24 protein-coding genes are annotated in these 20,482 nt (G+C 61.0%); 22 read left to right on the top strand and 2 right to left on the bottom strand.

Translation table 11 applies throughout. From position 1 onward, the window contains the following. Positions 1-80 precede the first annotated feature (80 nt). From OLZ32_RS17550 to OLZ32_RS17480, 15 genes are all read left to right on the top strand, one after another. The gene (locus tag OLZ32_RS17550) at positions 81-809 is read left to right on the top strand and encodes a class I SAM-dependent methyltransferase (RefSeq protein WP_264421895.1); all 729 of its coding nucleotides are present in this window, start codon (positions 81-83) and stop codon (positions 807-809) included. A gap of 165 nt (positions 810-974) precedes the next feature. Further along, positions 975-2,162, top strand: coding sequence for a glycine C-acetyltransferase (locus OLZ32_RS17545; protein WP_264421893.1), 1,188 nt, complete (start codon positions 975-977; stop codon positions 2,160-2,162). A gap of 223 nt (positions 2,163-2,385) precedes the next feature. Then, entirely contained in the window at positions 2,386-3,423 is a 1,038-nt protein-coding gene (gene tdh / locus OLZ32_RS17540; protein WP_003541611.1) for an L-threonine 3-dehydrogenase, read from the top strand. Positions 3,424-3,428: 5 nt separating this feature from the next. Beyond that, the gene (locus OLZ32_RS17535) at positions 3,429-3,683 is read left to right on the top strand and encodes a hypothetical protein (RefSeq protein ID WP_264400030.1); all 255 of its coding nucleotides are present in this window, start codon (positions 3,429-3,431) and stop codon (positions 3,681-3,683) included. Between the two features lie 221 nt (positions 3,684-3,904). Next, on the top strand, positions 3,905-5,962 hold the full coding sequence (rpoD, locus tag OLZ32_RS17530; RefSeq protein WP_003541606.1) for an RNA polymerase sigma factor RpoD: 2,058 nt from the start codon (positions 3,905-3,907) through the stop codon (positions 5,960-5,962). Between the two features lie 321 nt (positions 5,963-6,283). Beyond that, complete coding sequence (locus OLZ32_RS17525) at positions 6,284-6,577, top strand: GYD domain-containing protein (protein ID WP_003541605.1); 294 nt, start codon at positions 6,284-6,286, stop codon at positions 6,575-6,577. A gap of 529 nt (positions 6,578-7,106) precedes the next feature. Next, positions 7,107-7,832, top strand: a complete 726-nt coding sequence (locus OLZ32_RS17520; protein ID WP_264421891.1) for a DUF930 domain-containing protein — start codon at positions 7,107-7,109, stop codon at positions 7,830-7,832. Between the two features lie 35 nt (positions 7,833-7,867). After that, positions 7,868-8,962: a DUF930 domain-containing protein gene (locus tag OLZ32_RS17515; protein ID WP_264421889.1), complete on the top strand. Its 1,095-nt coding sequence runs from the start codon at positions 7,868-7,870 to the stop codon at positions 8,960-8,962. Positions 8,963-9,068: 106 nt separating this feature from the next. Continuing rightward, entirely contained in the window at positions 9,069-9,230 is a 162-nt protein-coding gene (locus OLZ32_RS17510) for a hypothetical protein (RefSeq protein ID WP_264421887.1), read from the top strand. A gap of 105 nt (positions 9,231-9,335) precedes the next feature. Then, positions 9,336-10,133 (top strand): APH(3') family aminoglycoside O-phosphotransferase, encoded by a 798-nt coding sequence (locus tag OLZ32_RS17505; protein ID WP_264421884.1) that lies wholly within the window; start codon positions 9,336-9,338, stop codon positions 10,131-10,133. A gap of 79 nt (positions 10,134-10,212) precedes the next feature. After that, positions 10,213-11,019: a helix-turn-helix transcriptional regulator gene (locus tag OLZ32_RS17500; RefSeq protein ID WP_264421882.1), complete on the top strand. Its 807-nt coding sequence runs from the start codon at positions 10,213-10,215 to the stop codon at positions 11,017-11,019. Between the two features lie 72 nt (positions 11,020-11,091). After that, positions 11,092-11,988, top strand: a complete 897-nt coding sequence (locus OLZ32_RS17495) for a DMT family transporter (protein ID WP_264421880.1) — start codon at positions 11,092-11,094, stop codon at positions 11,986-11,988. A 3-nt stretch (positions 11,989-11,991) separates the two neighbouring features. Further along, positions 11,992-12,684, top strand: coding sequence for a B3/B4 domain-containing protein (locus tag OLZ32_RS17490; protein ID WP_264421879.1), 693 nt, complete (start codon positions 11,992-11,994; stop codon positions 12,682-12,684). 97 nt (positions 12,685-12,781) lie between these two features. Then, a complete protein-coding gene (locus OLZ32_RS17485; protein ID WP_264421878.1) occupies positions 12,782-13,180 on the top strand; it encodes a DUF427 domain-containing protein in 399 nt (132 codons plus the stop codon). Between the two features lie 81 nt (positions 13,181-13,261). Further along, complete coding sequence (locus OLZ32_RS17480) at positions 13,262-13,495, top strand: DUF6894 family protein (RefSeq protein WP_003541588.1); 234 nt, start codon at positions 13,262-13,264, stop codon at positions 13,493-13,495. A gap of 168 nt (positions 13,496-13,663) precedes the next feature. Here OLZ32_RS17480 and OLZ32_RS17475 read toward each other — a convergent pair whose 3' ends face one another. Next, positions 13,664-13,909, bottom strand: coding sequence for a DUF6894 family protein (locus tag OLZ32_RS17475; RefSeq protein ID WP_264421877.1), 246 nt, complete (start codon positions 13,907-13,909; stop codon positions 13,664-13,666). A gap of 403 nt (positions 13,910-14,312) precedes the next feature. On the opposite strand from OLZ32_RS17475, the gene OLZ32_RS17470 reads away from it, so the two are divergent. The 7 genes from OLZ32_RS17470 (at position 14,313) to OLZ32_RS17440 (ending at position 19,111) form a co-directional block, all read left to right on the top strand. After that, positions 14,313-15,032 carry a Crp/Fnr family transcriptional regulator gene (locus tag OLZ32_RS17470; RefSeq protein ID WP_264421876.1) on the top strand — a complete coding sequence of 240 codons (720 nt, stop codon included), beginning with the start codon at positions 14,313-14,315 and terminating at the stop codon, positions 15,030-15,032. A 255-nt stretch (positions 15,033-15,287) separates the two neighbouring features. Further along, positions 15,288-16,508 (top strand): MFS transporter, encoded by a 1,221-nt coding sequence (locus tag OLZ32_RS17465; protein WP_264399075.1) that lies wholly within the window; start codon positions 15,288-15,290, stop codon positions 16,506-16,508. 3 nt (positions 16,509-16,511) lie between these two features. Continuing rightward, positions 16,512-17,183 (top strand): DUF922 domain-containing Zn-dependent protease, encoded by a 672-nt coding sequence (locus OLZ32_RS17460; RefSeq protein ID WP_264421874.1) that lies wholly within the window; start codon positions 16,512-16,514, stop codon positions 17,181-17,183. Positions 17,184-17,300: 117 nt separating this feature from the next. Beyond that, the gene (locus OLZ32_RS17455) at positions 17,301-17,654 is read left to right on the top strand and encodes a DUF1428 domain-containing protein (RefSeq protein ID WP_003541576.1); all 354 of its coding nucleotides are present in this window, start codon (positions 17,301-17,303) and stop codon (positions 17,652-17,654) included. Between the two features lie 80 nt (positions 17,655-17,734). Then, entirely contained in the window at positions 17,735-18,157 is a 423-nt protein-coding gene (locus tag OLZ32_RS17450) for a secondary thiamine-phosphate synthase enzyme YjbQ (RefSeq protein WP_017989028.1), read from the top strand. Positions 18,158-18,279: 122 nt separating this feature from the next. After that, the gene (locus OLZ32_RS17445; protein ID WP_003541573.1) at positions 18,280-18,585 is read left to right on the top strand and encodes a hypothetical protein; all 306 of its coding nucleotides are present in this window, start codon (positions 18,280-18,282) and stop codon (positions 18,583-18,585) included. Positions 18,586-18,763: 178 nt separating this feature from the next. After that, the gene (locus OLZ32_RS17440) at positions 18,764-19,111 is read left to right on the top strand and encodes a hypothetical protein (protein WP_003541572.1); all 348 of its coding nucleotides are present in this window, start codon (positions 18,764-18,766) and stop codon (positions 19,109-19,111) included. Positions 19,112-19,703: 592 nt separating this feature from the next. Here OLZ32_RS17440 and OLZ32_RS17435 read toward each other — a convergent pair. Continuing rightward, positions 19,704-20,444: an SIMPL domain-containing protein gene (locus tag OLZ32_RS17435; protein ID WP_264421872.1), complete on the bottom strand. Its 741-nt coding sequence runs from the start codon at positions 20,442-20,444 to the stop codon at positions 19,704-19,706. Between the last annotated feature and the right edge of the window lie 38 nt (positions 20,445-20,482).

Here is a 20,482-nt window from a genome sequence, read left to right as displayed (position 1 = left end):
GTAGCACTTTGAATTGCTGCATAATTTTCTCCTGAAATCGATGCCGATTTAAGGGAATTATGCAGTACGGAGGAGCGCCGATGGCCCAGAATATCTACGACCGACCGGAATTCTTCGCTGGATATACCGGTATGAGACGATCCGTTCACGGGCTCGACGGAGCATCGGAGTGGCCGGCGGTGCGCGCGTTGCTGCCCGATCTTGCCGGCAAGCGCGTCGTCGATCTCGGCTGCGGCTTCGGCTGGTTTTCGCGTTTTGCCGTGAGCCAGGGTGCTGCAAGCGTGCTTGCGCTCGACATCTCGGAAAAGATGCTCGCCAGAGCAAGGGCCGATACAGCTGAAGCAGCGATCACTTACGAGATCGCCGATCTCGAGCATCTCACGCTTGCTCAAGCTTCTTTCGATTTCGCCTACAGCTCGCTGGCGCTGCATTATATCGAGGATTTCGCCGGTCTCGCCGCGACCGTCTATTGCGCGCTTTTGCCGGGATCGCATTTCGTCTTCACCATCGAGCATCCGATCTTCATGGCGCCGACCAATCCCGCCTGGGCAGCCGATGCAGAGGGCCGGCGCATCTGGCCACTCGACCGCTATTCCGTCGAAGGTCCGCGCACCACCGACTGGCTCGCCAAGGGTGTGGTCAAGCAGCACCGCAAGCTCGCCACCACGCTCAACACCTTGATCGCGACCGGTTTTGCCATTCGCCATGTCGAGGAGTGGAGCCCGAACGAAGATGAGCTCCACGACAATCCGGATTGGGCGGAGGAGATGGACCGGCCGATGTTCCTGCTGATTGCGGTCCAGCGCTGAGAAGACAAGCCGGCGGCAATATGCTAACCCGGCGGTAGCGCATCGGCCCGAAAATCGGAATCGATTTTTGGAAAGCACGATGCGCAGATTAAAAGTGTAACAGCGTCCTTTGCGCGTCTGATAAGACGCGCGGCGCTGTAGGGAAATCTCTGGGAAAGGCCGTCCATGACCTCGCAATTTCTCTCCCATCTCAGCAACGAGATCTCAGCGCTGAAGGATGCCGGCCTCTACAAATCCGAGCGCGTCATCAGCTCCAAGCAGGCGGGCGAGATCGAGATTTCCACCGGCGAACGGGTGCTGAATTTCTGCGCCAACAACTATCTCGGCCTTGCCGACAACGAGGAGTTGGCTGAGGCCGGCAAGCAGGCGCTCGACCGTTACGGCTACGGCATGGCTTCGGTGCGCTTCATCTGCGGCACGCAGGAGGAGCACAAGCAGCTCGAAGCGCGCATCTCCTCCTTCCTCGGCATGGAAGACACGATCCTCTATTCCTCCTGCTTCGACGCCAATGGCGGTCTCTTCGAAACGCTGCTGTCGGAAGAGGACGCGATCATCTCGGACGCGCTGAACCATGCCTCGATCATCGACGGCGTCAGGCTTTCGAAGGCCAAGCGCTTCCGCTACGCCAATAACGACATGGCAGCGCTCGAAGAGGAGCTGAAAAAGGCCGAAGGCAGCCGCTTCAAGATGGTCGCCACTGACGGCGTCTTCTCGATGGACGGCATCATCGCCAATCTCGGCGGCGTTTGCGATCTCGCCGAGAAATACGGGGCGATGGTCATGGTCGATGACAGCCATGCCGTCGGCTTCGTCGGCAAGAATGGCCGCGGCTCCGCCGAACATTGCGGCGTCGAGAGCCGGATCGACATCATTACCGGCACGCTCGGCAAGGCGCTCGGCGGCGCCTCGGGCGGTTATACCTCCGCGAAGGCGGAAGTCGTCGAATGGCTGCGGCAGCGCTCGCGGCCCTATCTGTTCTCGAACACGCTGGCGCCCGTCATCGCCGCTGCCTCGCTCAAGGTGTTCGACCTCATCGAAAATGGCGATGCCTTGCGCAAGCGCCTTTCCGACAATGCCGATCTGTTCCGCACCGAAATGACCAAGCTCGGCTTCACGCTTGCCGGCGAAGGCCATCCGATCATTCCCGTCATGCTTGGCGATGCCAAGCTCGCCCAGGATATGGCTGGCCTGATGCTGAAGAAGGGGATCTATGTGATCGGCTTCTCCTTCCCCGTTGTGCCGAAAGGCCAGGCCCGCATCCGCACGCAAATGTCGGCGGCGCATTCGCGGGCGGATGTGGAGCGGGCAATTGCGGCCTTTGCCGAGGCAGGGCGGGAACTGGGTGTGATTTGAGAACAGCGTTGCCATCCTCCTCTTCTCCCTGGCGGGGAGAAGATGTCCCTCAGGACAGATGGGGGAGGAGCGAAGCGACGCTTCGAGCGGCAAGCGAGGAACAAGGTAAGGTTTATATGGTGTGCCCGGCCGCCCCCTCATCCGCCCTACGGGCACCTTCTCCCCGACGGGGAGAAGAGGGAGTCGCAAAGTCGGGCACCAGAACAAGGGCGGGATATCGTTGATGTCGAACATGATGAAGGCGCTGGTCAAAGCGAAACCGGAAGTCGGGCTCTGGATGGAGAATGTGCCGGTGCCTGAGGTCGGGCCGAACGATGTGCTGATCCGGGTGAAGAAATCGGCGATCTGCGGCACCGACGTCCATATCTGGAACTGGGATCAGTGGGCGCAGAAGACCATTCCGGTTCCGATGGTGGTCGGCCATGAATTCTCCGGCGAGATCGCCGAGATCGGCTCGGCGGTCACCCGCTATCATATCGGCGAGCGGGTTTCCGGCGAGGGGCATATCGTTTGCGGCAAGTGCCGCAACTGCCGCGCGGGCAGGGGCCATCTCTGCCGCAACACGCTCGGTGTCGGCGTCAACCGCCCGGGCTCCTTCGGCGAATTCGTCTGCATTCCCGAAAGCAATGTCGTGCCGATCCCGGATGATATTTCCGACGAGATCGCCGCGATCTTCGATCCGTTCGGCAATGCCGTGCACACCGCGCTCTCCTTCGATCTCGTCGGCGAGGACGTGCTCGTCACCGGCGCCGGGCCGATCGGCATCATGGGCGCGCTCGTCGCCAAGCGATCCGGCGCCCGCAAGGTCGTCATCACCGATATCAATCCGCACCGGCTGGAGCTGGCGCGCAAGCTCGGCATCGATCACGTCGTCGACGCATCGAAGGAAAACCTTGCCGACGTCATGAAGGCGATCGGCATGACGGAGGGTTTCGACGTCGGGCTCGAAATGTCGGGGGCCGCACCTGCCTTCCGCGACATGATCGACAAGATGAACAATGGCGGCAAGATTGCCATCCTCGGCATCGCGCCTGCTGGTTTCGAGATCGACTGGAACAAGGTGATCTTCAAGATGCTCAATCTCAAGGGCATCTACGGCCGCGAGATGTTCGAGACCTGGTACAAGATGATCGCCTTCGTCCAGGGCGGCCTCGATCTGGCGCCCATCATCACCCACCGGATCGGTATCGACGATTTTCGCGACGGCTTCGAGGCGATGCGGTCGGGCAATTCCGGCAAGGTCGTGATGGACTGGATGTGAGAACGGTGAATGGTCGTGCCGGCTGGCAGTATGCCGCCGGCCCGACAGCAAAACCGGTAGAAAATCCTGCGTATAAGACCGCGCGGCGGGCAAAATATTTGCTGCCCTTGTCTTTTGTTCGCCGCATCTTAAATAAGGTTCGCAATCGCTGCCGCGGTTCAAAGCCTGTGGATAAGGCTTTTTCCGTATTTTTGTGGGCTTTTTTTCGGGAAAAGCTTGACGAGAACAAAAAATGTGGGAATCACCGTTCGACTTGTTGAATGGTGAACTGGGTCAAGGCGGATCGCGCAACCATGGCCGGAAATCCAAAAGCAAGAAAGCTTTGCTGTCCGGTGCCGGTGATCGTGGTTAATCAGGCTTTAAATGTCATCCCGTTAGGTGGGCAAAGGTGATTCGAGGGCGGCGCGTGCGGCGCGTCAGGCCCTGAGACAACCCGTTCACCGTAGCGAGATTGGATAGCGTCAGGAAGGCGACGATATAAATGGCAACCAAGGTCAAAGAGAACGAAGAAGCGGAAGTCGAACGCGACGGCGCAAGCGACGGCCCTCTTCTCGATCTTTCCGACGACGCGGTCAAGAAGATGATCAAAGCCGCCAAGAAGCGCGGCTATGTGACCATGGACGAGCTCAACGCGGTCCTGCCGTCCGAAGAAGTGACGTCCGAGCAGATCGAAGACACGATGTCGATGCTGTCCGACATGGGCATCAACGTCATCGAGGACGAGGAAGCCGAGGAAGCCGGCGCTTCCGGCAGCAGCGATGACGACGACGCCGGCGGCGACGAGGAGAGCGAAGGCGGCGAACTCGCGCCTTCGAGCGGCACGGCGCTGGCGACTGCCAAGAAAAAAGAACCGACCGACCGTACCGACGATCCGGTTCGCATGTACCTGCGCGAGATGGGCTCGGTGGAGCTGCTTTCCCGCGAGGGCGAAATCGCGATCGCCAAGCGCATCGAGGCCGGCCGTGAGACGATGATCGCGGGTCTCTGCGAGAGCCCGCTGACCTTCCAGGCGCTGATCATCTGGCGCGACGAACTTAACGAAGGCACGACGCTGCTGCGCGAGATCATCGATCTCGAAACGACCTATTCCGGCCCTGAAGCCAAGGCTGCGCCGCAGTTCCAGAGCCCGGAGAAGATCGAAGCCGATCGCAAGCTGGCAGAAGAGAAGGAAAAGACCCGTCGCGCCCGCTCCGGCGACGACGACATCACCGATGTCGGCGGCGAAGGCCTGCCTCCCGAGGAGGAGGAAGAGGACGAGGACGAATCCAACCTTTCGCTCGCGGCGATGGAAGCCGAGCTTCGCCCGCAGGTGATGGAGACGCTCGATACGATCGCCGAGACCTACAAGAAGCTGCGTAAGCTGCAGGACCAGCAGGTCGAGCAGCGGCTGTCGGCTTCCGGCACACTGTCCACTGCCCAGGAGCGCCGCTACAAGGAACTCAAAGATGAGCTCATCAAGGCCGTCAAATCTCTGTCCTTGAACCAGAACCGCATCGACGCCCTCGTCGAGCAGCTCTACGACATCAACAAGCGCCTCGTTTCCAACGAGGGCCGCCTGCTGCGTCTGGCCGAATCCTACGGCGTCAAGCGCGACTCCTTCCTGGAGCAGTATCAGGGCGCTGAGCTCGATCCGAACTGGATGAAGTCGATCGGCAATCTGGCCGCCCGCGGCTGGAAGGAATTCGCCAGGGGCGAAAACACGACGATCCGCGACATCCGCCAGGAAATCCAGAATCTGGCGACCGAAACCGGTATCTCGATCTCGGAATTCCGCCGCATCGTGCATATGGTGCAGAAGGGCGAGCGCGAAGCGCGCATCGCCAAGAAGGAAATGGTCGAAGCGAACCTTCGCCTGGTCATCTCCATCGCCAAGAAGTACACGAACCGCGGCCTGCAGTTCCTCGACCTCATTCAGGAAGGCAATATCGGCCTGATGAAAGCGGTCGACAAGTTCGAATACCGCCGCGGCTACAAGTTCTCGACCTATGCGACATGGTGGATTCGTCAGGCGATCACCCGTTCGATCGCCGACCAGGCCCGCACGATCCGCATTCCGGTGCACATGATCGAGACGATCAACAAGATCGTCCGCACGTCGCGCCAGATGCTGCACGAGATTGGCCGCGAGCCGACGCCGGAAGAGCTGGCCGAAAAGCTGGCCATGCCGCTCGAAAAGGTCCGCAAGGTCCTGAAGATCGCCAAGGAGCCGATCTCGCTCGAAACCCCGGTGGGTGACGAAGAGGATTCGCATCTCGGCGATTTCATCGAGGACAAGAACGCGCTGCTGCCGATCGACGCCGCCATCCAGGCGAATCTGCGCGAGACGACGACCCGCGTTCTCGCCTCGCTGACGCCGCGCGAAGAACGTGTTCTGCGCATGCGCTTCGGCATCGGCATGAACACCGACCACACGCTCGAAGAAGTCGGCCAGCAGTTCTCGGTCACCCGCGAACGTATCCGCCAGATCGAGGCGAAGGCGCTGCGCAAGCTGAAGCATCCGAGCCGCTCCAGAAAGCTGAGAAGCTTCCTCGACAGCTAAGGCTTCGGCCACACGGTTCTATTGGAAAAGCCGGGCTTTATGCCCGGCTTTTGTTTTTCGTGATTAATACCAATGATCCCGGCGCCTTTCTTGTCCCTCCGTGGTGACAAGCCTATAATCCGGCCACGGGGGAAGGCATCGATCGCAACGCGCGACCAAGGGTCGACGTATGCCTGCGTGAACCAATCCTCCGCTAGATCCGGATAATTTCAGGCCTGACGGGCCTGAAATCTGAATCCGGATCCACATCAAAGCAATAGAGCATGACGTTGTCCGAAAACCGCTGAGACTTTTCGGCATCATGCTCTGGGGAGGTGCGACATGACCACTTACATTCTTTTGATCAACTGGACGGATCAGGGTATCCGCAATGTGCGCGACTCGGCAAAACGGCTCGATGCCGCGAAGAAATTGCTCACCAGCGTCGGAGGCTCCATCAACCAATTCTACCTGACGATGGGCGGGCATGACATGGTCGCCGTCTGCGAGGCGCCTGATGACGCCGTCATGGCGCATTTTACCCTTTCGCTGGCGATGGGCGGCAATGTCCGCACTGAGACGCTGAAGGCATTCCCGGAGGCCGCCTATCGGGATCTCATCGGCTCGCTCGGGTAGCTAGAGCCTTTCCGGGTTAGATTGAAGCATTCTGTTGGCTCAAACGGAGTCGGATGGTCGACCGGCCGGCGCGCGTCGTAGCCCAGCTCTACGGCCAAGCCGGCCGGCCGATCAGCCGGCCCGTTTCAGCCAACCTTCCCGCAGATTTGCCTGGCAAATTTGCAAGACTCAGAATCGCCGGGCGCACCTATCGCTTCGCCATGGCGAAGCGGTGCGGCCGGTGGGCCGGGCATCTTTGCGCCAGGATCAAAGGCGATCGGCTCGGACGTACCAAGAGGTATGCCCTTCGCCAATCGCCTCTGCCCTGACGAAAACCTGCTCCGGCAGAATGCTTCAATCTAACCCGGAAAGGCTCTAGGGCCGGAGATCGTCGATCTTAGATGTTGCGGAGTACTCGCTGCGCTGGCAGTGTCGCGGTGTGCTTCAATTTCCGCGGCAGGCTCCGGCCCGACTTTTCGGCAAGCTCATGATGAAAGCGCTCCTCAGTTTCACGATCGTCATCGATCGTCCGACAGCCGCTTCCTGACCGATGGAGCTGGCGGCGGGCAAATGGGATGACGGGATCCAGCGGGGCGCTGCGGCGTCGTTCGCGCTGCATGCCATCGCGATCCTGCTCCTTCTGCTGCTGCTGCCGAAGGCCGAGCCGCCGTTGACATTACCGGATGACGGTCTGTCGGTGGAGATCGTCCCGCAGGCTGTGGAATCGCTGAAAATGCCCGAGCCTGTCAAGGCGCCTTTGCCGGATGAGGCAAAGCCCGAGGCGGCAAAACCCGAAGCCGAGCCGGCGGCGCCGGTTGCAAATAATCCGCCTGCTGCGGCAATGCCCTCCGCGGCACCGATGCCAAAGCCGGCGGAATTCGTCGAGGCAAGGCAGCTGTTTTCCGACAAGGTTCTTGCCGATCCGCGCAGCCGCCGCGCCCGCGAGGCGCTGCGTGGCCTTGCGAGCAGCGAGCGCAATCTGCAGCTTTGTGACCTCGAGGCGCTGGAGCAGGTGCGCCGGGCGCAGCCGGCCATGGCGCCCGATACGCTTGCGCCCTATGCCATGGCGGCGGAGAAGGTCAGTGGCAACAGTGTCGAGGTGAAGGGCGGCGCCTTCCGCAGCAAACGCAAATGGTACAACATCCAGTTCAAATGTGAGCTCGATGCCGGCTCCGGCAAGGTCGTGTCCTTCGCCTTCCTCGTCGGCGGTGCCATTCCGCAAGATGAATGGCAGGAGCGCAATCTGGTGGCCGACGATGGCGCGGCCGACCAATAACCCTCACTACTGCTCGATCACGCGGTTTTTTTCTTTTGTGGCTTGATGCTGCCGGCTTTAGAGGCCACATCGCTGCTGTGACAGAAGAAGACGTAGAACCGGCGGAAGCGCAGCACGAAACGGGAAAGCAGCGGCCTGAAATCCGCTGGGGCGTTGTCGTGTCGGTTGTTGTGCATATTCCTATCATTGCTCTTCTCATTTTCGGGCTGCCGAAGATCGAGCTGAAACCTCCCGAAGACGAGAGCGTGAAGGTGGAACTCGTCCCGCCGCCGGAGGAGAAGAAGCCGGAGCCTAAGCCCAAGCCACCGGAGCCGAAGCCGCCGGAAGAGGCTAAGAAGGAGCCGCCTACGCCGCCACCACCTCCTCCGCCGCCTCCGCCGGCCAGCAAGACTCCCGAGCAAGCTAAGCCGAGACCTATGCCGACTCTGAGCCCTGTCATCGAATTTGGCGACAGGAATAGCGGCCCCGAAAAGTCGTTGGCGGGAAATTCTCCTCAGGGCGAAACCAAACCCGCAACAACTCCGCCGCAGCACGATGCCGAACCGGCGCAGATGCCGACAAAGACTGCTGCAGAAAAACCAAAAACTGAGGAGCCTCCGTCGAAACCTGTGCCGGACGACGTGAAGCTTCCTGAGGTCGCGACGACTGACGTTTCCCCAGAGCGAAATGGGCCACCGACAGACGTCTCTGGCGAAGCCAATACAAGCATCGAGGAGGCCAAGGCGCGGGAGCAGCAGACGGCTGAGAAACCGAAAGTGATAGCTAAGGACGATCTGCCCAAGGCAAAAACTCTGTTTTCACGGACGGAAGATGGCAGTTTGTTTGCGCAAACTGCGGTCAGTGGTCTTCCGCGCAAAGAGCGAGTGGCCACGCTTTGCACCACCGAGCTTCAGGGCCAACTCGTTCACGGTTCACCGCCTTATTTCCCGTCCGCATTGCCTAGTTTTGGATTGCGAACCGGTACCATCCTTGATGTAAGAGATGCCGCCTTTGGCACATTCAAGGGCTGGTACCAGGTTCGTTTCCGCTGCGAGGTGGATGAGGAAGCGACGAAAGTCGTGTCATTTGCCCACGAAGTTGGTGGATTGATCCCCCGTAGTCAGTATGCGAAATATGAAATTCGTGACTAGTCCTCGTGATCCTGGATTGCGTCTCACCGGCAACAGCCACGCGCAAGCAACCCTACCTAGCTTCTTCCCATGGCCGTGATGATCCGGTGAAGAAGAGGACAATGATATGTCGAACGAGATCGAGCGTTTATTTGAGCATCAGGACGAAGCCGTCAGTGCGCTGTTCCTGAAAAACAAGGGCGATGAGCTGACCGACATTCTGGTGGCCGCTCTGGAAGAGGCTTTCGAAATCCTTCTCGAAGCCGCGCCCGCCGAAACCGTTCATTGAGGTCGCAGGGGCCTGTTCAGTCAGCCAATGTGTGCTGACCGATCGCGCCACTTATGTTGTCCCGCCTTGTCGGGATTATGCGCCAGCATCAATGGCCTAGATATCATGTCGATTTTCCAAGAGGATCAACCGGGGTCGGCGAGCGCGCTTGATGCCCGTCTGGCCGGTTACCGGTTCGAACGCGATGCGCTCGGCCGTTCCGCCGCGAGCGTCTTCCGGTTGGAAGCTCTCGGATTGCCGACGCTTTATCTGAAGGTCGAAGAGGTCGGTCCTTTTGGCGAACTCGCCGACGAAGCCCTCAGGCTTCGCTGGGTCAAGGCTTCCGGTCTGCCCTGTCCCGATATCATTGCAGAGGATAGCGATGGTGTGCGCAACCGGTTGCTGATCAGCGCGCTGCCCGGGGGTGATCTCGCCAGTGCATCAGTGCTGACGCCGCTTGCGCGGGTTGAACTGCTGGCTACGGCGCTTCTTGACCTGCATCGCCTGCCGATCGCGTCCTGCCCCTTCGATCACCGGCTGGAGATGCGTATTGCGGCGGCGAAAGTACGGATGCAGGCCGGCATCATCGACGAAACCGATTTCGATGAGACGCGGCTTGGAAAGAGTGCCGAGGCGCTTTTTGCCAATCTCGAAAGCGGGAGGCCGGACCGCGAGGATCTCGTTGTTACCCATGGTGATGCCTGCCTGCCGAATTTCATCGCTTTGGAAGACGGGTTCTCCGGCTATATCGACTGCAGCCGTCTCGGCGTCGCTGACCGCTGTCAGGATATCGCGCTCGCCTGCCGCAGCATCGCCTACAATTTCGGCGAGGCGCTGGTGCAGCCCTTCCTTGATCGCTACGGCATGCCGGCCACGGATCCGGCAAGGCTCGATTATTATGAGCTGCTCGACGAGTTCTTCTAGGCAGGCATCCCAGCCGCAATGATTGCGTCATCTCACGGCGGCTGGCAGAAGTGGCCGGGATCGGACCTGCAGGCAGATAATGGCGAAAAACCAGTTCAGGATGTTGCGCTCGGCGCTATCAGGCGTCGAAGCGGTGGAGGCGGAAACGCATCACAGCTTTGCGCGGCATACGCATGAGCAGTTCGGCATTGGCTTGATTTCCGCCGGTGCGCAGTCTTCGCTCAGTGGTCGCGGCATGGTGAAGGCTGAGGCCGGCGACATCATCACGGTCAATCCGAACGAGGTGCATGATGGGGCGCCGATCGGCGAGGGGCGGTCGTGGCGCATCCTCTATTTCGATCCCGGCATCGTCAGCGGCCTGTCGCAGGAGATCAGCGAAGGCGGGGGGAGGCGATCGGAAATCCCGCATCCGGTCATCCGCAATCCCGCCATCGCCGCCCGCTTCGAAACGCTGTTCGGCGCGGTGACCGGCGGTGGGGCGGCGGAGGGGCTGCTCTGCGACGAACTGCTTCTGCAACTCGTCGCCGATGTCATGCGCGAGCGCTTTGCTACCGAAGAGCGGCCATTGGTGCCGGCGTCGATCCGCGCGGCCCGAGATCTGATCGATGACGATCCGCTTGCCGCCGTCTCGCTCGCCGACCTTTCCCGGGAAAGCGGGCTCAGCCGCTTCCAGGTGTTGCGCGGTTTTGCCAAGGCGACCGGATTGACGCCGCATGCCTATCTCGTCCAGGCCCGCATCCATATCGCACGGCGGCTGATTGCTCAGGGCATGCCGCTTGCGGAAGCGGCCTTTGCCAGCGGCTTTGCCGACCAGAGCCACATGACGCGGGTCTTCGTGCGCAAATACGGTCTGTCGCCGCGCCTCTATGCCGGCGCCTTTCTCTGAGCGCCTGCAATTTCGTTCAAGACCCCGACCGGCTCCTGCTGTTTTCTCGGCGCATCCAACAGGAGACGCTGAATGTCGAGGCAGGTTCAAGGTTATGTCTATCTGGCGCTGGCCATGCTGACTGTCGGAAGCACTGTCGTCGCCAGCAAACTCATCGCGTCGGGTCTGCCGCCGTTCAGCGCCACCGCATTGCGCTTCGCCATCGCCTTTCCTGTCCTTCTCCTGTTGATGTGGGCGACCGGCGCGCGGCTGCCGAGGTTTTCCCTGCATGACCGCCTCATCCTCATCATTCAGGCCGGGGCCGGCAGCGTCGGTTATACGACGCTGCTGATCTCCGGCCTGAGCCTGACCTCGGCGGCCGATGCCGGCGTCATCATCGGCACGCTGCCGGTGGTTTCGGCCGCAATCTCCATCCTGCTGCTTCGCGAACGGCCGCAGCGTGCCCTGCTTCTCGCGGTGGCGCTTGCGACAGCAGGCGTGCTGTCGATCGCCTTCACGCCGGATGCGGCAGGCGGATCATTGACTGGCAATGCCTTGATCTTCCTGGCCGTCGTCTGCGAGGGGTTGTTCATCCTGCTGAACAAAAGACTGAAGACGGAGGTTGCGCCGCTTGCCCTGTCGACGCTGATGGCCGGCATCGGTTTCATCGTCGCCGCCATCCCGGCCATTTTCGAAGCGCCTTTGGCACATGGTATTTCCACAAGCGCTGTCGCCGCCGTCGTCTATTATGCGCTGGTGCCGACCGTCGGCGGATTTCTGCTGTGGTATGCGGGGGCAGAAAGGGTGAGCGGCACGGAGGCCGCGCTCTTCACCGCGCTGGCGCCGGTTTCCGCCGTCATGCTTGCCTTCGTCATCCTTGGCGAGCCGGTCGGGCTCAGCCAGATCGCCGGCATCGCCTGCGTGCTTGCGGCCGTGCTCGGGCTTGCCTTTGCCGGGAGCCGTACCGTGAAACTTGCCGGAGGGAGATAGACCATGCAGTTCAGCCATTCCGATGCCATGTGGCAGGCCTTTCCGGAGCTTCGCGCCGGCGCGCTCCATGCCGACGGCATCCATGCGGATGCCGATGTCGAAGCGGCGATCGTAAGCTTCAGCGCGATCGCCGAGGCCCGGCTGGTTAAAGCGCAGGAGGGCGAATTCCCCGAAATCCAGGCCTGGCGGCGTGGCTTTTCCCGTATGGGGCTGAAGCCGACGCAATATCGCTGCGCTTCCGAGGCGCTGCTGCGCCGCTTCCGCCAGGAACATGCGCTGCCGCGCTTGCATCCGCTCATCGATCTCTGCAATGCGATTTCGCTCGCCTTCGCCATTCCGATCGCCGTCTTCGACACGGAAAAGATCGCTGGCGATCTCGAAGTCCGGCGAGCCAAGGGTGACGAGACCTATCTGACCTTTGGTGGAGAGAGCGAACATCCGGAGGCGAACGAGGTGATCTTTGCAGACAGTGAGGACAGGGCGCATGCGCGGCGCTGGACGAACCGGCAGAGCGGGCTTTCGGCGGTGCGGGCGACGACGCGCTCGGTGCTGATCGTTGCCGAGGCCCTGCACGCTTCCGCCGGCGACGACATCGCCAGGCTGGTCGAAGCAGTTGCGGATGCGCTTGCACGTCACTGGCCGGCGACGCCGAAAACGGCAATGCTAAGTCCGGTATCGCCGCGTTTCGAATTCTAAGGGAGCGAGACTTCAGCAAAGGTGGTGTTCCGGGCCTTGGGTTGGCCGCATGCCCGCCCTATCTCTATGCGATCGATAGCTTCTGGAGACGAACCCGATGTCAGATAAGTCGTTCAAGATTCCGGGGCCGGATCATCCGATCACCGTCGAGCACAATCCCTCCCGCGTCGTCGTCATGCTCGGCGGCAAGACGATTGCCGATACGCGCGATGCGCTGACGCTGTGCGAGGCCTCCTATCCGCCGGTGCAATATATTCCGCGCAGGGATGTGGACATGTCGCTGCTTCAGCGCACCGACCATAGCAGCCATTGCCCCTATAAGGGTGACGCCTCCTATTACAGCATCATTCCGGGCGGCGAGCGCTCGAAGAATGCCGTCTGGACCTACGAGGCGCCGAATGCCGCGGTCAGCAGCATCAAGGATCATCTCGCCTTCTATCCCGACCGCGTCGACGGCATCGAGGAAATGGCCTCTCCGGAAGCCGGCGCCTTCTGACGCGGCACGTGACACTGAAACACTTTCCCGCGGAACATGTTGTCCGCCGGACCGTTAGGGTCATCTAGCGGGGGATGTGTCGTGCCGAAATTCTACTTTCAACTTTTCGATCGTGATGGTGCCGGGACGACCGAGACGGCATATGATTTTGAATCCGTCGAAGCAGCGAAAGCGGAGGCGCGGCGGGTATTGGCGGAGATGGCCACAGAAGGCTTGCCGGCTGCACCTTTGAATATGATGTCGGTGGAACTGTTCGATGAAAGCCGTAAGCCGCTTGCGGAAATCCGGCTCATTCTTGAAGAAATCGCGAAATAGCCGATAAGGTTGCCGGCCCTGTGAATGGCTGTCGATCGCGCCCAAAGCAATCAAAAGACTATGTCAAATTTAATTGCCGGCTATGAAGGCGGGTCTTAGCGTCGCGCCAATCGACCGAGTCGAATTGATGCGTAGGAGTGACCGCCGGCAGCCCTTAAACGGCAGCCGCTATCGTAAGACGTCGAGCCATTCATTGCTGAAGATGAGGCTGGCAACCGTGACCGGATCGCCGCTTTCGTCGCGAACGGTGATGGCGATGGTCATGCGATCACCCGCCGGCAATTCGTCGCGGGCCACATCCAACAGGATGCGGGTCAGCTCTTTCGGAATGTCTTCACGAGATTTGAGCTCGGTGCCGTGCTCGTCGCGCGTGGGACCTTCGCCGTTGTGTAGATCGAAATAGTAGCGAGCCATGTTTTTTCCTGCGCGTCATAGGAGAAATCACAGATGAAGACAATTGTTCCCGAGGCTAGAGCCTTTCCTGGTCAGATTACAGCATTCTGTTGGCTCAAACGGAGTCGGATGATCGACCGGCCGGCGCGCGTCGTAGCCCGGCTCTACGGCCAAGCCGGCCGGTCGAGCAGCCGGCCCGTTTCAGCCAACCCGAAGGGCCGGGCATCTTTACGCCAGGATCAGAGGCGATCGGCTCGGACGTACCAAGGGGTATGCCCTTCGCCAATCGCCTCTGCCCTGACGAAAACCTGCTCCGGCAGAATGCTGCAATCTGACCAGGAAAGGCTGTAGGCATTGATTCTTATAGAAAATACAGGTCGCATCGAAATGATCAGGAACTCTTGCGCTATCGGCGGGCAAGACCGTGATTGAATCCTTGCTGCTCAATCTTGGCAGCCGCGATGTGCTGTCGGCCGAAGAGGAAAGCCATCTCAGAGCGATCATCGTCAAAGACAGGTATTTTGCTGCCGGGGAGGATCTGGTCTCCGAAGGGAGCCGACCGGGCTACAGCACACTGCTGCTCAATGGTTTTGCGGCGCGCTATAAGGTGATGGCCGATGGCAGCCGCCAGATCACCGCGCTGCATGTCGCCGGCGATTTCGTCGATCTGCATGCTTTCCCGATCAAAAAGATGGATCACGGCATCGTCGCGCTGTCGTCCTGTCACGTTGCGTTCGCCGATCACGCCGATCTCAAGGCGATCACCGAGCGCATGCCGCATCTGACGCGGCTGCTCTGGCTCGATACGCTGGTCGATGGCGCCATTCACCGCGAGTGGATCGTCGCCATGGGCCGGCGCTCCAAGCGCGCCCATATCGCCCATCTCGTCTGCGAACTCTTCGTGCGGCTGCAGGTGGTGAAACGGACGCGCGGCGCAAGCTTCCAGTTTCCTTTGACGCAGATCGAGATGGCCGACGTGCTCGGCGTTTCCGTCGTCCACCTCAACAAGACATTGCAGGCGCTGAGGCGCGAGGGCGTGTTCACCTGGGAGAACCGGACGATCACCATCGTCGACTGGGAACGCCTGCAGGAAATCGCCGAATTCGATCCTGGCTATCTCAGCATCTTCAGGGAGCCGCGCTAAAGCACGTCGCGCAAAAGTGTGCCGCGGTTTTGCGATAACGACATGCGAAAAACCAAAGACCTAAAGCGTGGCAAGCGAATCTGAAAGATTGCGACGCGCTTTAGAAGCTGTGCGAGGCGGGCCGAGGCATCGCACAATCCGGTGACGGCGCTTCATTGCGATTGACAAATCGTCCATTCGGGCAGAACACCGCTCCGACCTCTTAAAAACTCCTTATAAAGGCTGGCGCGACCGTAGCCGGCCGGTGACATCGCAATGGACATATCCAAAGGACCGGGGAGCGTTCTTCGCCACCCCGGCTATCTGAACTTCGCCGCCTCCCGCGTTTTTTCCTCGCTCTCCTTCCAGTCCATTGGCATCGCCATGGGGTGGATGATCTACGACCAGACGCACAGCGCCTTTGCGCTCGGCCTCGTCGGCCTCTGCCAGTTCCTGCCGATGGCGGTGCTGACCTTCGTCGTCGGCCATGTCGCCGACCGGTTCGACCGGCGGCGCATCGGGCTTGTCTGCCAGTTGATCGAGGCGGTGACGGCGCTGGTGCTGGCGGTTGCCACCTGGCAACAATGGCTGACGCCGGCCGGCATCCTTGCTGCCGTCACGGTGCTCGGCGCCGTCGTCGCCTTCGAGCGGCCGACCATGGCGGCGCTGCTGCCGAACATCGTGCCGGCCTCGATGCTGCAGAAGGCGGTCGCCACCTCGACCTCGATGATGCAGACGGCGCTGATCATCGGCCCCTCGCTCGGCGGCCTGCTTTACGGCCTCCACCCCGTCGCGCCCTTTGCCATAGCAGCGCTGCTTTTTGCCGTTGCAAGCTTCAACGTCATCTCGATCCGCATGCAATGGAGCCCTGCCAAGCGCGAGCCGGTGACGCTCGCCTCTGTCTTTGCCGGCGTCTCCTTCATCCGCAGCCGGCCGGTGATGCTCGGGACGATCTCGCTCGATCTCTTCGCAGTGCTGCTCGGCGGCGCGACTGCGCTGCTGCCGATGTTCGCCAGCGATATCCTGCATGCCGGTCCCTGGGGCCTCGGTTTTCTGCGCGCGGCCCCGGCGGTCGGCGCGCTCGCCATGTCCATCTTGCTCGCCCGCCGGCCACTGAGCAGCAATGTCGGACGCAAGATGCTTGCCGCCGTCGCCGTGTTCGGCGTCGCCACCATCGTCTTCTCGCTCTCCACCAACATCGCGCTTTCCGCGGTAGCGCTCCTCATCATCGGCGCGTCCGATACGGTGAGCGTCGTCGTGCGCAGCTCGCTGGTGCAGCTGCTGACGCCGGACGAAATGCGTGGTCGTGTCAGTGCCGTCAACTCGCTGTTCATCGGCACCTCCAACCAGCTCGGCGAATTTGAATCCGGCATGATGGCGGCAGCCCTCGGGCCGGTCGCCACAGGCGTCGTCGGCGGGCTCGGCACGATCGTCGTCGTGCTCCTGTGGATGCGGCTCTTCCCCGATCTCACCAAGGTCAAGACGCTGCAGGGCTAGCATATGCATGACGCGTTGAAAGCGGCGACCGCTCCCGCTAGGTTCGGCCTGAAACATCATTCGGCGGAGCCGCGCGTGACGACAAATTTTCTATCCTGTGTACTTGCTGCGGTTTTCATGTCGGTGCCGGCCGTGGCGCTGGCCGAGTGGCAGGCGGTCGAAGAGGTGCGGCCCTATTCGATATCAGGAACGTCCGGCGCCGGGCTCTATGCATCGATCGGCGAGCGTGGGCCGAAGGCCAGTGGCTTCGGCCGGGCAATCGCGCATACGACGTTCAAGCTGACCTGGACCAGGAAATACCAACCGCAGGGAAATGCCTGCGTTATCGTCACCAACCGGCCGAAGCTCATCATCACCTATACGCTGCCGAAACCATCTGCTGCGCTGCCGGCCGCCGTGAAGAGCAGCTGGGGGGCCTTCATATCAGGTGTGCAGGCGCATGAGCGGGTGCATGGCGAGACCATCAAGGAGATGGTCAAGGAGATCGAGGCGACAAGCATCGGCCTCACTGTTGCCGACGATCCCGATTGCAAGAAGATCAGGATCGAGCTGACCCGCCGGCTCGGCGAGATCTCCCAGAGACAACGCCAGCGCGGCCGCGACTTCGACAAGATCGAAATGGGTGATGGAGGCAATATCCAGCAGCTCATCCTCAAGCTGGTGAATGGGCCGTGATGACAGGGCGCCAGCCTGGAACTTGAAAGAAGTGGCGGGAACACCGTCGGCCTGGACGTACCTGACCCGTCTCCTATCTCTTTTCCCAACGCAAGAAATAGGTGGAGGAGGAGCGAGATGTCCTATGTCGATGGTTTCATCGTGGCGGTTCCGAAGGGGAATATCGAGGCCTACAAGGAATTCTCGACCTTTGCGGGGTCCATCTGGAAGGAATATGGCGCGCTCGAATATGTCGAATGCATCGGCGACGATGTGCCCTATGGCGAGCTGACCTCTTTTCCCCGCGCCGTGCAGGCGAAGGACGACGAGGTGGTGGTGTTTTCCTGGATCGTCTACGGCTCGCGCCAGGAGCGTGACGATATCAATGCCAAGGTGATGGACGATTCCCGGCTTAAGGGCGACCAATGGCAGATGCCGTTCGACGGCAAGCGGATGATCTATGGCGGCTTCGAGATGCTGCTCAAGCTCTGAAGGTGACTTGAGGCGATCATTGACTTTGCGGCCGCAGCGCGCCAACTCGCGAGAATGTCATCTCGAAGTGGGAGAGCGCCTTGCCCCAGACGATCCTCACCTTGTCTACACGCGGACAGGGCCTTTACGAATTCACTCACCAGGCGGAGGCCTTCGTCAGCGCGTCGGGGCGGGAGGAGGGGCTTCTCACGGTCTTCGTGCGCCACACCTCCTGTTCGCTGCTGATCCAGGAAAATGCCGATCCCGATGTGCGCACCGATCTTCTTTCCTTCTTCCGCCGTCTCGTGCCGCCGGCCTCCGATCCCGACATGGGCTGGATCGTGCATAGGGCCGAGGGGCCGGACGACATGCCGGCGCATATCAAGACGGCGCTGACGCAGGTCTCGATCGGCATTCCCGTTGCCGACGGGCGGCTGATGCTCGGCACCTGGCAGGGCCTTTATCTTTTCGAGCATCGTGATCGGCCGCACCGGCGCGAAATCGTGCTGCATCTCAGCACCTGAAGTCGGTTAATGCTTGTGAATGCAAACTGAATGCCCGGTTCGAACGCCATTCAGTTTGCTGGGTCTACTGTCGAGGCAATCCCTGAAGGGAGAGCTTGGAATTCAATCGACGGAGACACAACATGACGCATTTCCTGACCAAGGCTTCGCTTGCCGCATTGCTCGCCCTCTGCACCATTCCGGCCACTGTTTCCACGGCGGCCGCCGCCGGACCGCAGACGAACTTCGTCGTCGAGGCGCAATACCATCGTCCGATCCGCGGCTGCTCGCCGATGCACGCGGTGCGCAAGGCGCGTGATTTCGGCCTGCGGAGAGCCCATATCACCCGCATGTCGCCGCGGGTCGTCGTCGTTGCTGGGCGTGACCGTCGCGGCTGGGACAGGATCACCTTCGCGAATGTCCGCGGCTGCCCGCTGATCCGGCGCTGAGGACTGCAGCCGGAGGCGCCGATGCGGCGCTTCCGGTCTGTTTTTGCCTTGACGCTGACACTTTCAGCCGTCTCTTCTCTGACCTGTATGAGTGATTCCCAAATGATGCTTCGGCGTCATGCGGATTAATGGGGAGGGCGGCTCGACCGGCCCGACTTTCAAACGAAAAGGTTTTTCGATGATGCAGTTTCTGGCAAAGGCGGGTCTTGCCGTCATGCTGACAGCCGGCACCCTGGCCGGTACGGTGGCCCCGGCCGCCGCCCAGTTGAATATCATTATTGGCGAGCCGGACCGTGGTCCGCCGCAGGATTACCGCCGCCCGCCTCCGGGACCGGGCTACGGCCGGCCGTCGCGCGGCTGCAATCCGCAGCTTGCCGAAAACCTCGCCCGGGATTACGGCTTTCGTCGCGCCCGCGTCGTCGACGTCACCCCGCGCCGCGTGATCGTCCAGGGCTGGACGCGTCGCGGCCCTGATGAAATGAGCTTCGGCAATGTGCGCGGTTGCCCCGCCCTGCGCCGCCGCTGATCGTTAGAAGAATACGCCGCCCCGTCTCCCCGATGCCGCGGCACTGCATAATTCCCTAAATCGGAATCGATTTAGGGGTAAAATTATGCAGCTATTCAAAATGTTACAGCGTCCTTTGCGCGTCTGAAAAGACGCGCGGCGCTGTAAAAACCGCCTTTGCCAGTCTCCCCGGATCGGCAAGGGCGGTTTTCTTTTTGTGCTCAGTCTGACTGCGCTCTTTCCTCCGGCATCATCGCGGGCCTTGCGTATGAATTCAAGACCCCGCCCAACCCCTCCCCACAAGGGGGAGGGGCTAAGCTGTGGCCCCGGGGGGACCAGAAAGCAGATGTGTCGCTGGCTGTTACCGCTCTACGGATTGCTACGATGGAGGTCATGTGAAGTGGGGGCGGCATGTTAGCCCTCCCCCTTGTGGGGAGGGGTCTTGCTTTGTGAGCGCCAGCCGGACAGCATCGGCCTTTGTGCCGAGGATCTGCCGCCTATCAACCGGAGGCAGATGCTTGGGGCACAAGCCGGATGATGACGAAGGTAATTGGCAGACATTGTCAGCAATCCGAGCCCCGCGCGTCTGAAAAGACGCGCGGGGCTGTAATGCTTATTGTTCGATGGCGAAGGTCACGGTGACGCTGACATTGTAATTGTTCTCGCCGCCCTGAACGGGAACGGCGGTGTCGGAGGCCTCCTTCATCATCGTGGCGCGATAGACCGGCTGCGGCATTGCGCGCGGCACATTCTCGTTGATCTCGAGAATGCGGCCTAGCTTGACGCCGGCGGCTTCGCTCAGCGTCTTTGCCCTCTTGACGGCATCGGCGACCGCGGCCTTGCGCGCCTCTTCGATCGCGGCGTCCGGCTTGTCGTTGGTGAACTGGATTTCGCCGCCCTGGTTGATGCCGAGGGTGACGGACTGGTCGATCACCGCGCCGAGCTTGGCGAGATCGCGCAGCCTGACGGTGACCGAATTGATGGTCTGGTAGCCGATCAGCTGCGGCTGCTGCTGCTGGCCGTCGACCGGCTGCGGATAGTTGTATTGCGGCTGGATGGAAAAGCCGGAGGTCTGCAGGTCGCGCTCGGCAATGCCGCCGCTCTTCAGCGCGGCAAGCACGTCGTTCATCGCCTTGTTATTCTCGTCGAGCGCTTCGCGGGCGGTTTTCGCCTGTTTGACGACAGCGAGATTGACGATGGCCATATCGGGAGCGACGGACGATTCGCCATCGCCGGTCACCGAAATCACCGGCTCGCGCGGCTTTGCCTCCTGCGCGAAGGCAGGCGCTGCGGCGGCGAGCGGCAGCGCCAGAAGGGCGGTCATCAGGACAGTTCTGGTATAGATCGGCGCCATGTTTTCATTCCTTGGTTGTCGTTTCCCGGAACAGCTTT

The sequence above is a fragment of the Rhizobium acaciae genome (genome assembly GCF_025941625.1).
GTDB classification, from domain to species: Bacteria; Pseudomonadota; Alphaproteobacteria; order Rhizobiales; family Rhizobiaceae; genus Rhizobium; species Rhizobium acaciae.
This window is presented reverse-complemented; position numbering and strand designations above follow the sequence as displayed.

What these genes read in the sequence shown, in the direction of transcription:
- OLZ32_RS17435 (WP_264421872.1), bottom strand. Translation starts at nt 20,444, where the DNA reads ATGGCGCCGATCTATACCAGAACTGTCCTGATGACCGCCCTTCTGGCG.
- OLZ32_RS17455 (WP_003541576.1), top strand. Translation starts at nt 17,301, where the DNA reads ATGTCCTATGTCGATGGTTTCATCGTGGCGGTTCCGAAGGGGAATATC.
- OLZ32_RS17550 (WP_264421895.1), top strand. Translation starts at nt 81, where the DNA reads ATGGCCCAGAATATCTACGACCGACCGGAATTCTTCGCTGGATATACC.
- tdh (WP_003541611.1), top strand. Translation starts at nt 2,386, where the DNA reads ATGTCGAACATGATGAAGGCGCTGGTCAAAGCGAAACCGGAAGTCGGG.
- OLZ32_RS17440 (WP_003541572.1), top strand. Translation starts at nt 18,764, where the DNA reads ATGATGCAGTTTCTGGCAAAGGCGGGTCTTGCCGTCATGCTGACAGCC.
- OLZ32_RS17490 (WP_264421879.1), top strand. Translation starts at nt 11,992, where the DNA reads ATGCAGTTCAGCCATTCCGATGCCATGTGGCAGGCCTTTCCGGAGCTT.
- rpoD (WP_003541606.1), top strand. Translation starts at nt 3,905, where the DNA reads ATGGCAACCAAGGTCAAAGAGAACGAAGAAGCGGAAGTCGAACGCGAC.
- OLZ32_RS17520 (WP_264421891.1), top strand. Translation starts at nt 7,107, where the DNA reads ATGGAGCTGGCGGCGGGCAAATGGGATGACGGGATCCAGCGGGGCGCT.
- OLZ32_RS17545 (WP_264421893.1), top strand. Translation starts at nt 975, where the DNA reads ATGACCTCGCAATTTCTCTCCCATCTCAGCAACGAGATCTCAGCGCTG.
- OLZ32_RS17445 (WP_003541573.1), top strand. Translation starts at nt 18,280, where the DNA reads ATGACGCATTTCCTGACCAAGGCTTCGCTTGCCGCATTGCTCGCCCTC.
- OLZ32_RS17475 (WP_264421877.1), bottom strand. Translation starts at nt 13,909, where the DNA reads ATGGCTCGCTACTATTTCGATCTACACAACGGCGAAGGTCCCACGCGC.
- OLZ32_RS17495 (WP_264421880.1), top strand. Translation starts at nt 11,092, where the DNA reads ATGTCGAGGCAGGTTCAAGGTTATGTCTATCTGGCGCTGGCCATGCTG.
- OLZ32_RS17460 (WP_264421874.1), top strand. Translation starts at nt 16,512, where the DNA reads ATGCATGACGCGTTGAAAGCGGCGACCGCTCCCGCTAGGTTCGGCCTG.
- OLZ32_RS17500 (WP_264421882.1), top strand. Translation starts at nt 10,213, where the DNA reads ATGGCGAAAAACCAGTTCAGGATGTTGCGCTCGGCGCTATCAGGCGTC.
- OLZ32_RS17485 (WP_264421878.1), top strand. Translation starts at nt 12,782, where the DNA reads ATGTCAGATAAGTCGTTCAAGATTCCGGGGCCGGATCATCCGATCACC.
- OLZ32_RS17510 (WP_264421887.1), top strand. Translation starts at nt 9,069, where the DNA reads ATGTCGAACGAGATCGAGCGTTTATTTGAGCATCAGGACGAAGCCGTC.
- OLZ32_RS17505 (WP_264421884.1), top strand. Translation starts at nt 9,336, where the DNA reads ATGTCGATTTTCCAAGAGGATCAACCGGGGTCGGCGAGCGCGCTTGAT.
- OLZ32_RS17525 (WP_003541605.1), top strand. Translation starts at nt 6,284, where the DNA reads ATGACCACTTACATTCTTTTGATCAACTGGACGGATCAGGGTATCCGC.
- OLZ32_RS17465 (WP_264399075.1), top strand. Translation starts at nt 15,288, where the DNA reads ATGGACATATCCAAAGGACCGGGGAGCGTTCTTCGCCACCCCGGCTAT.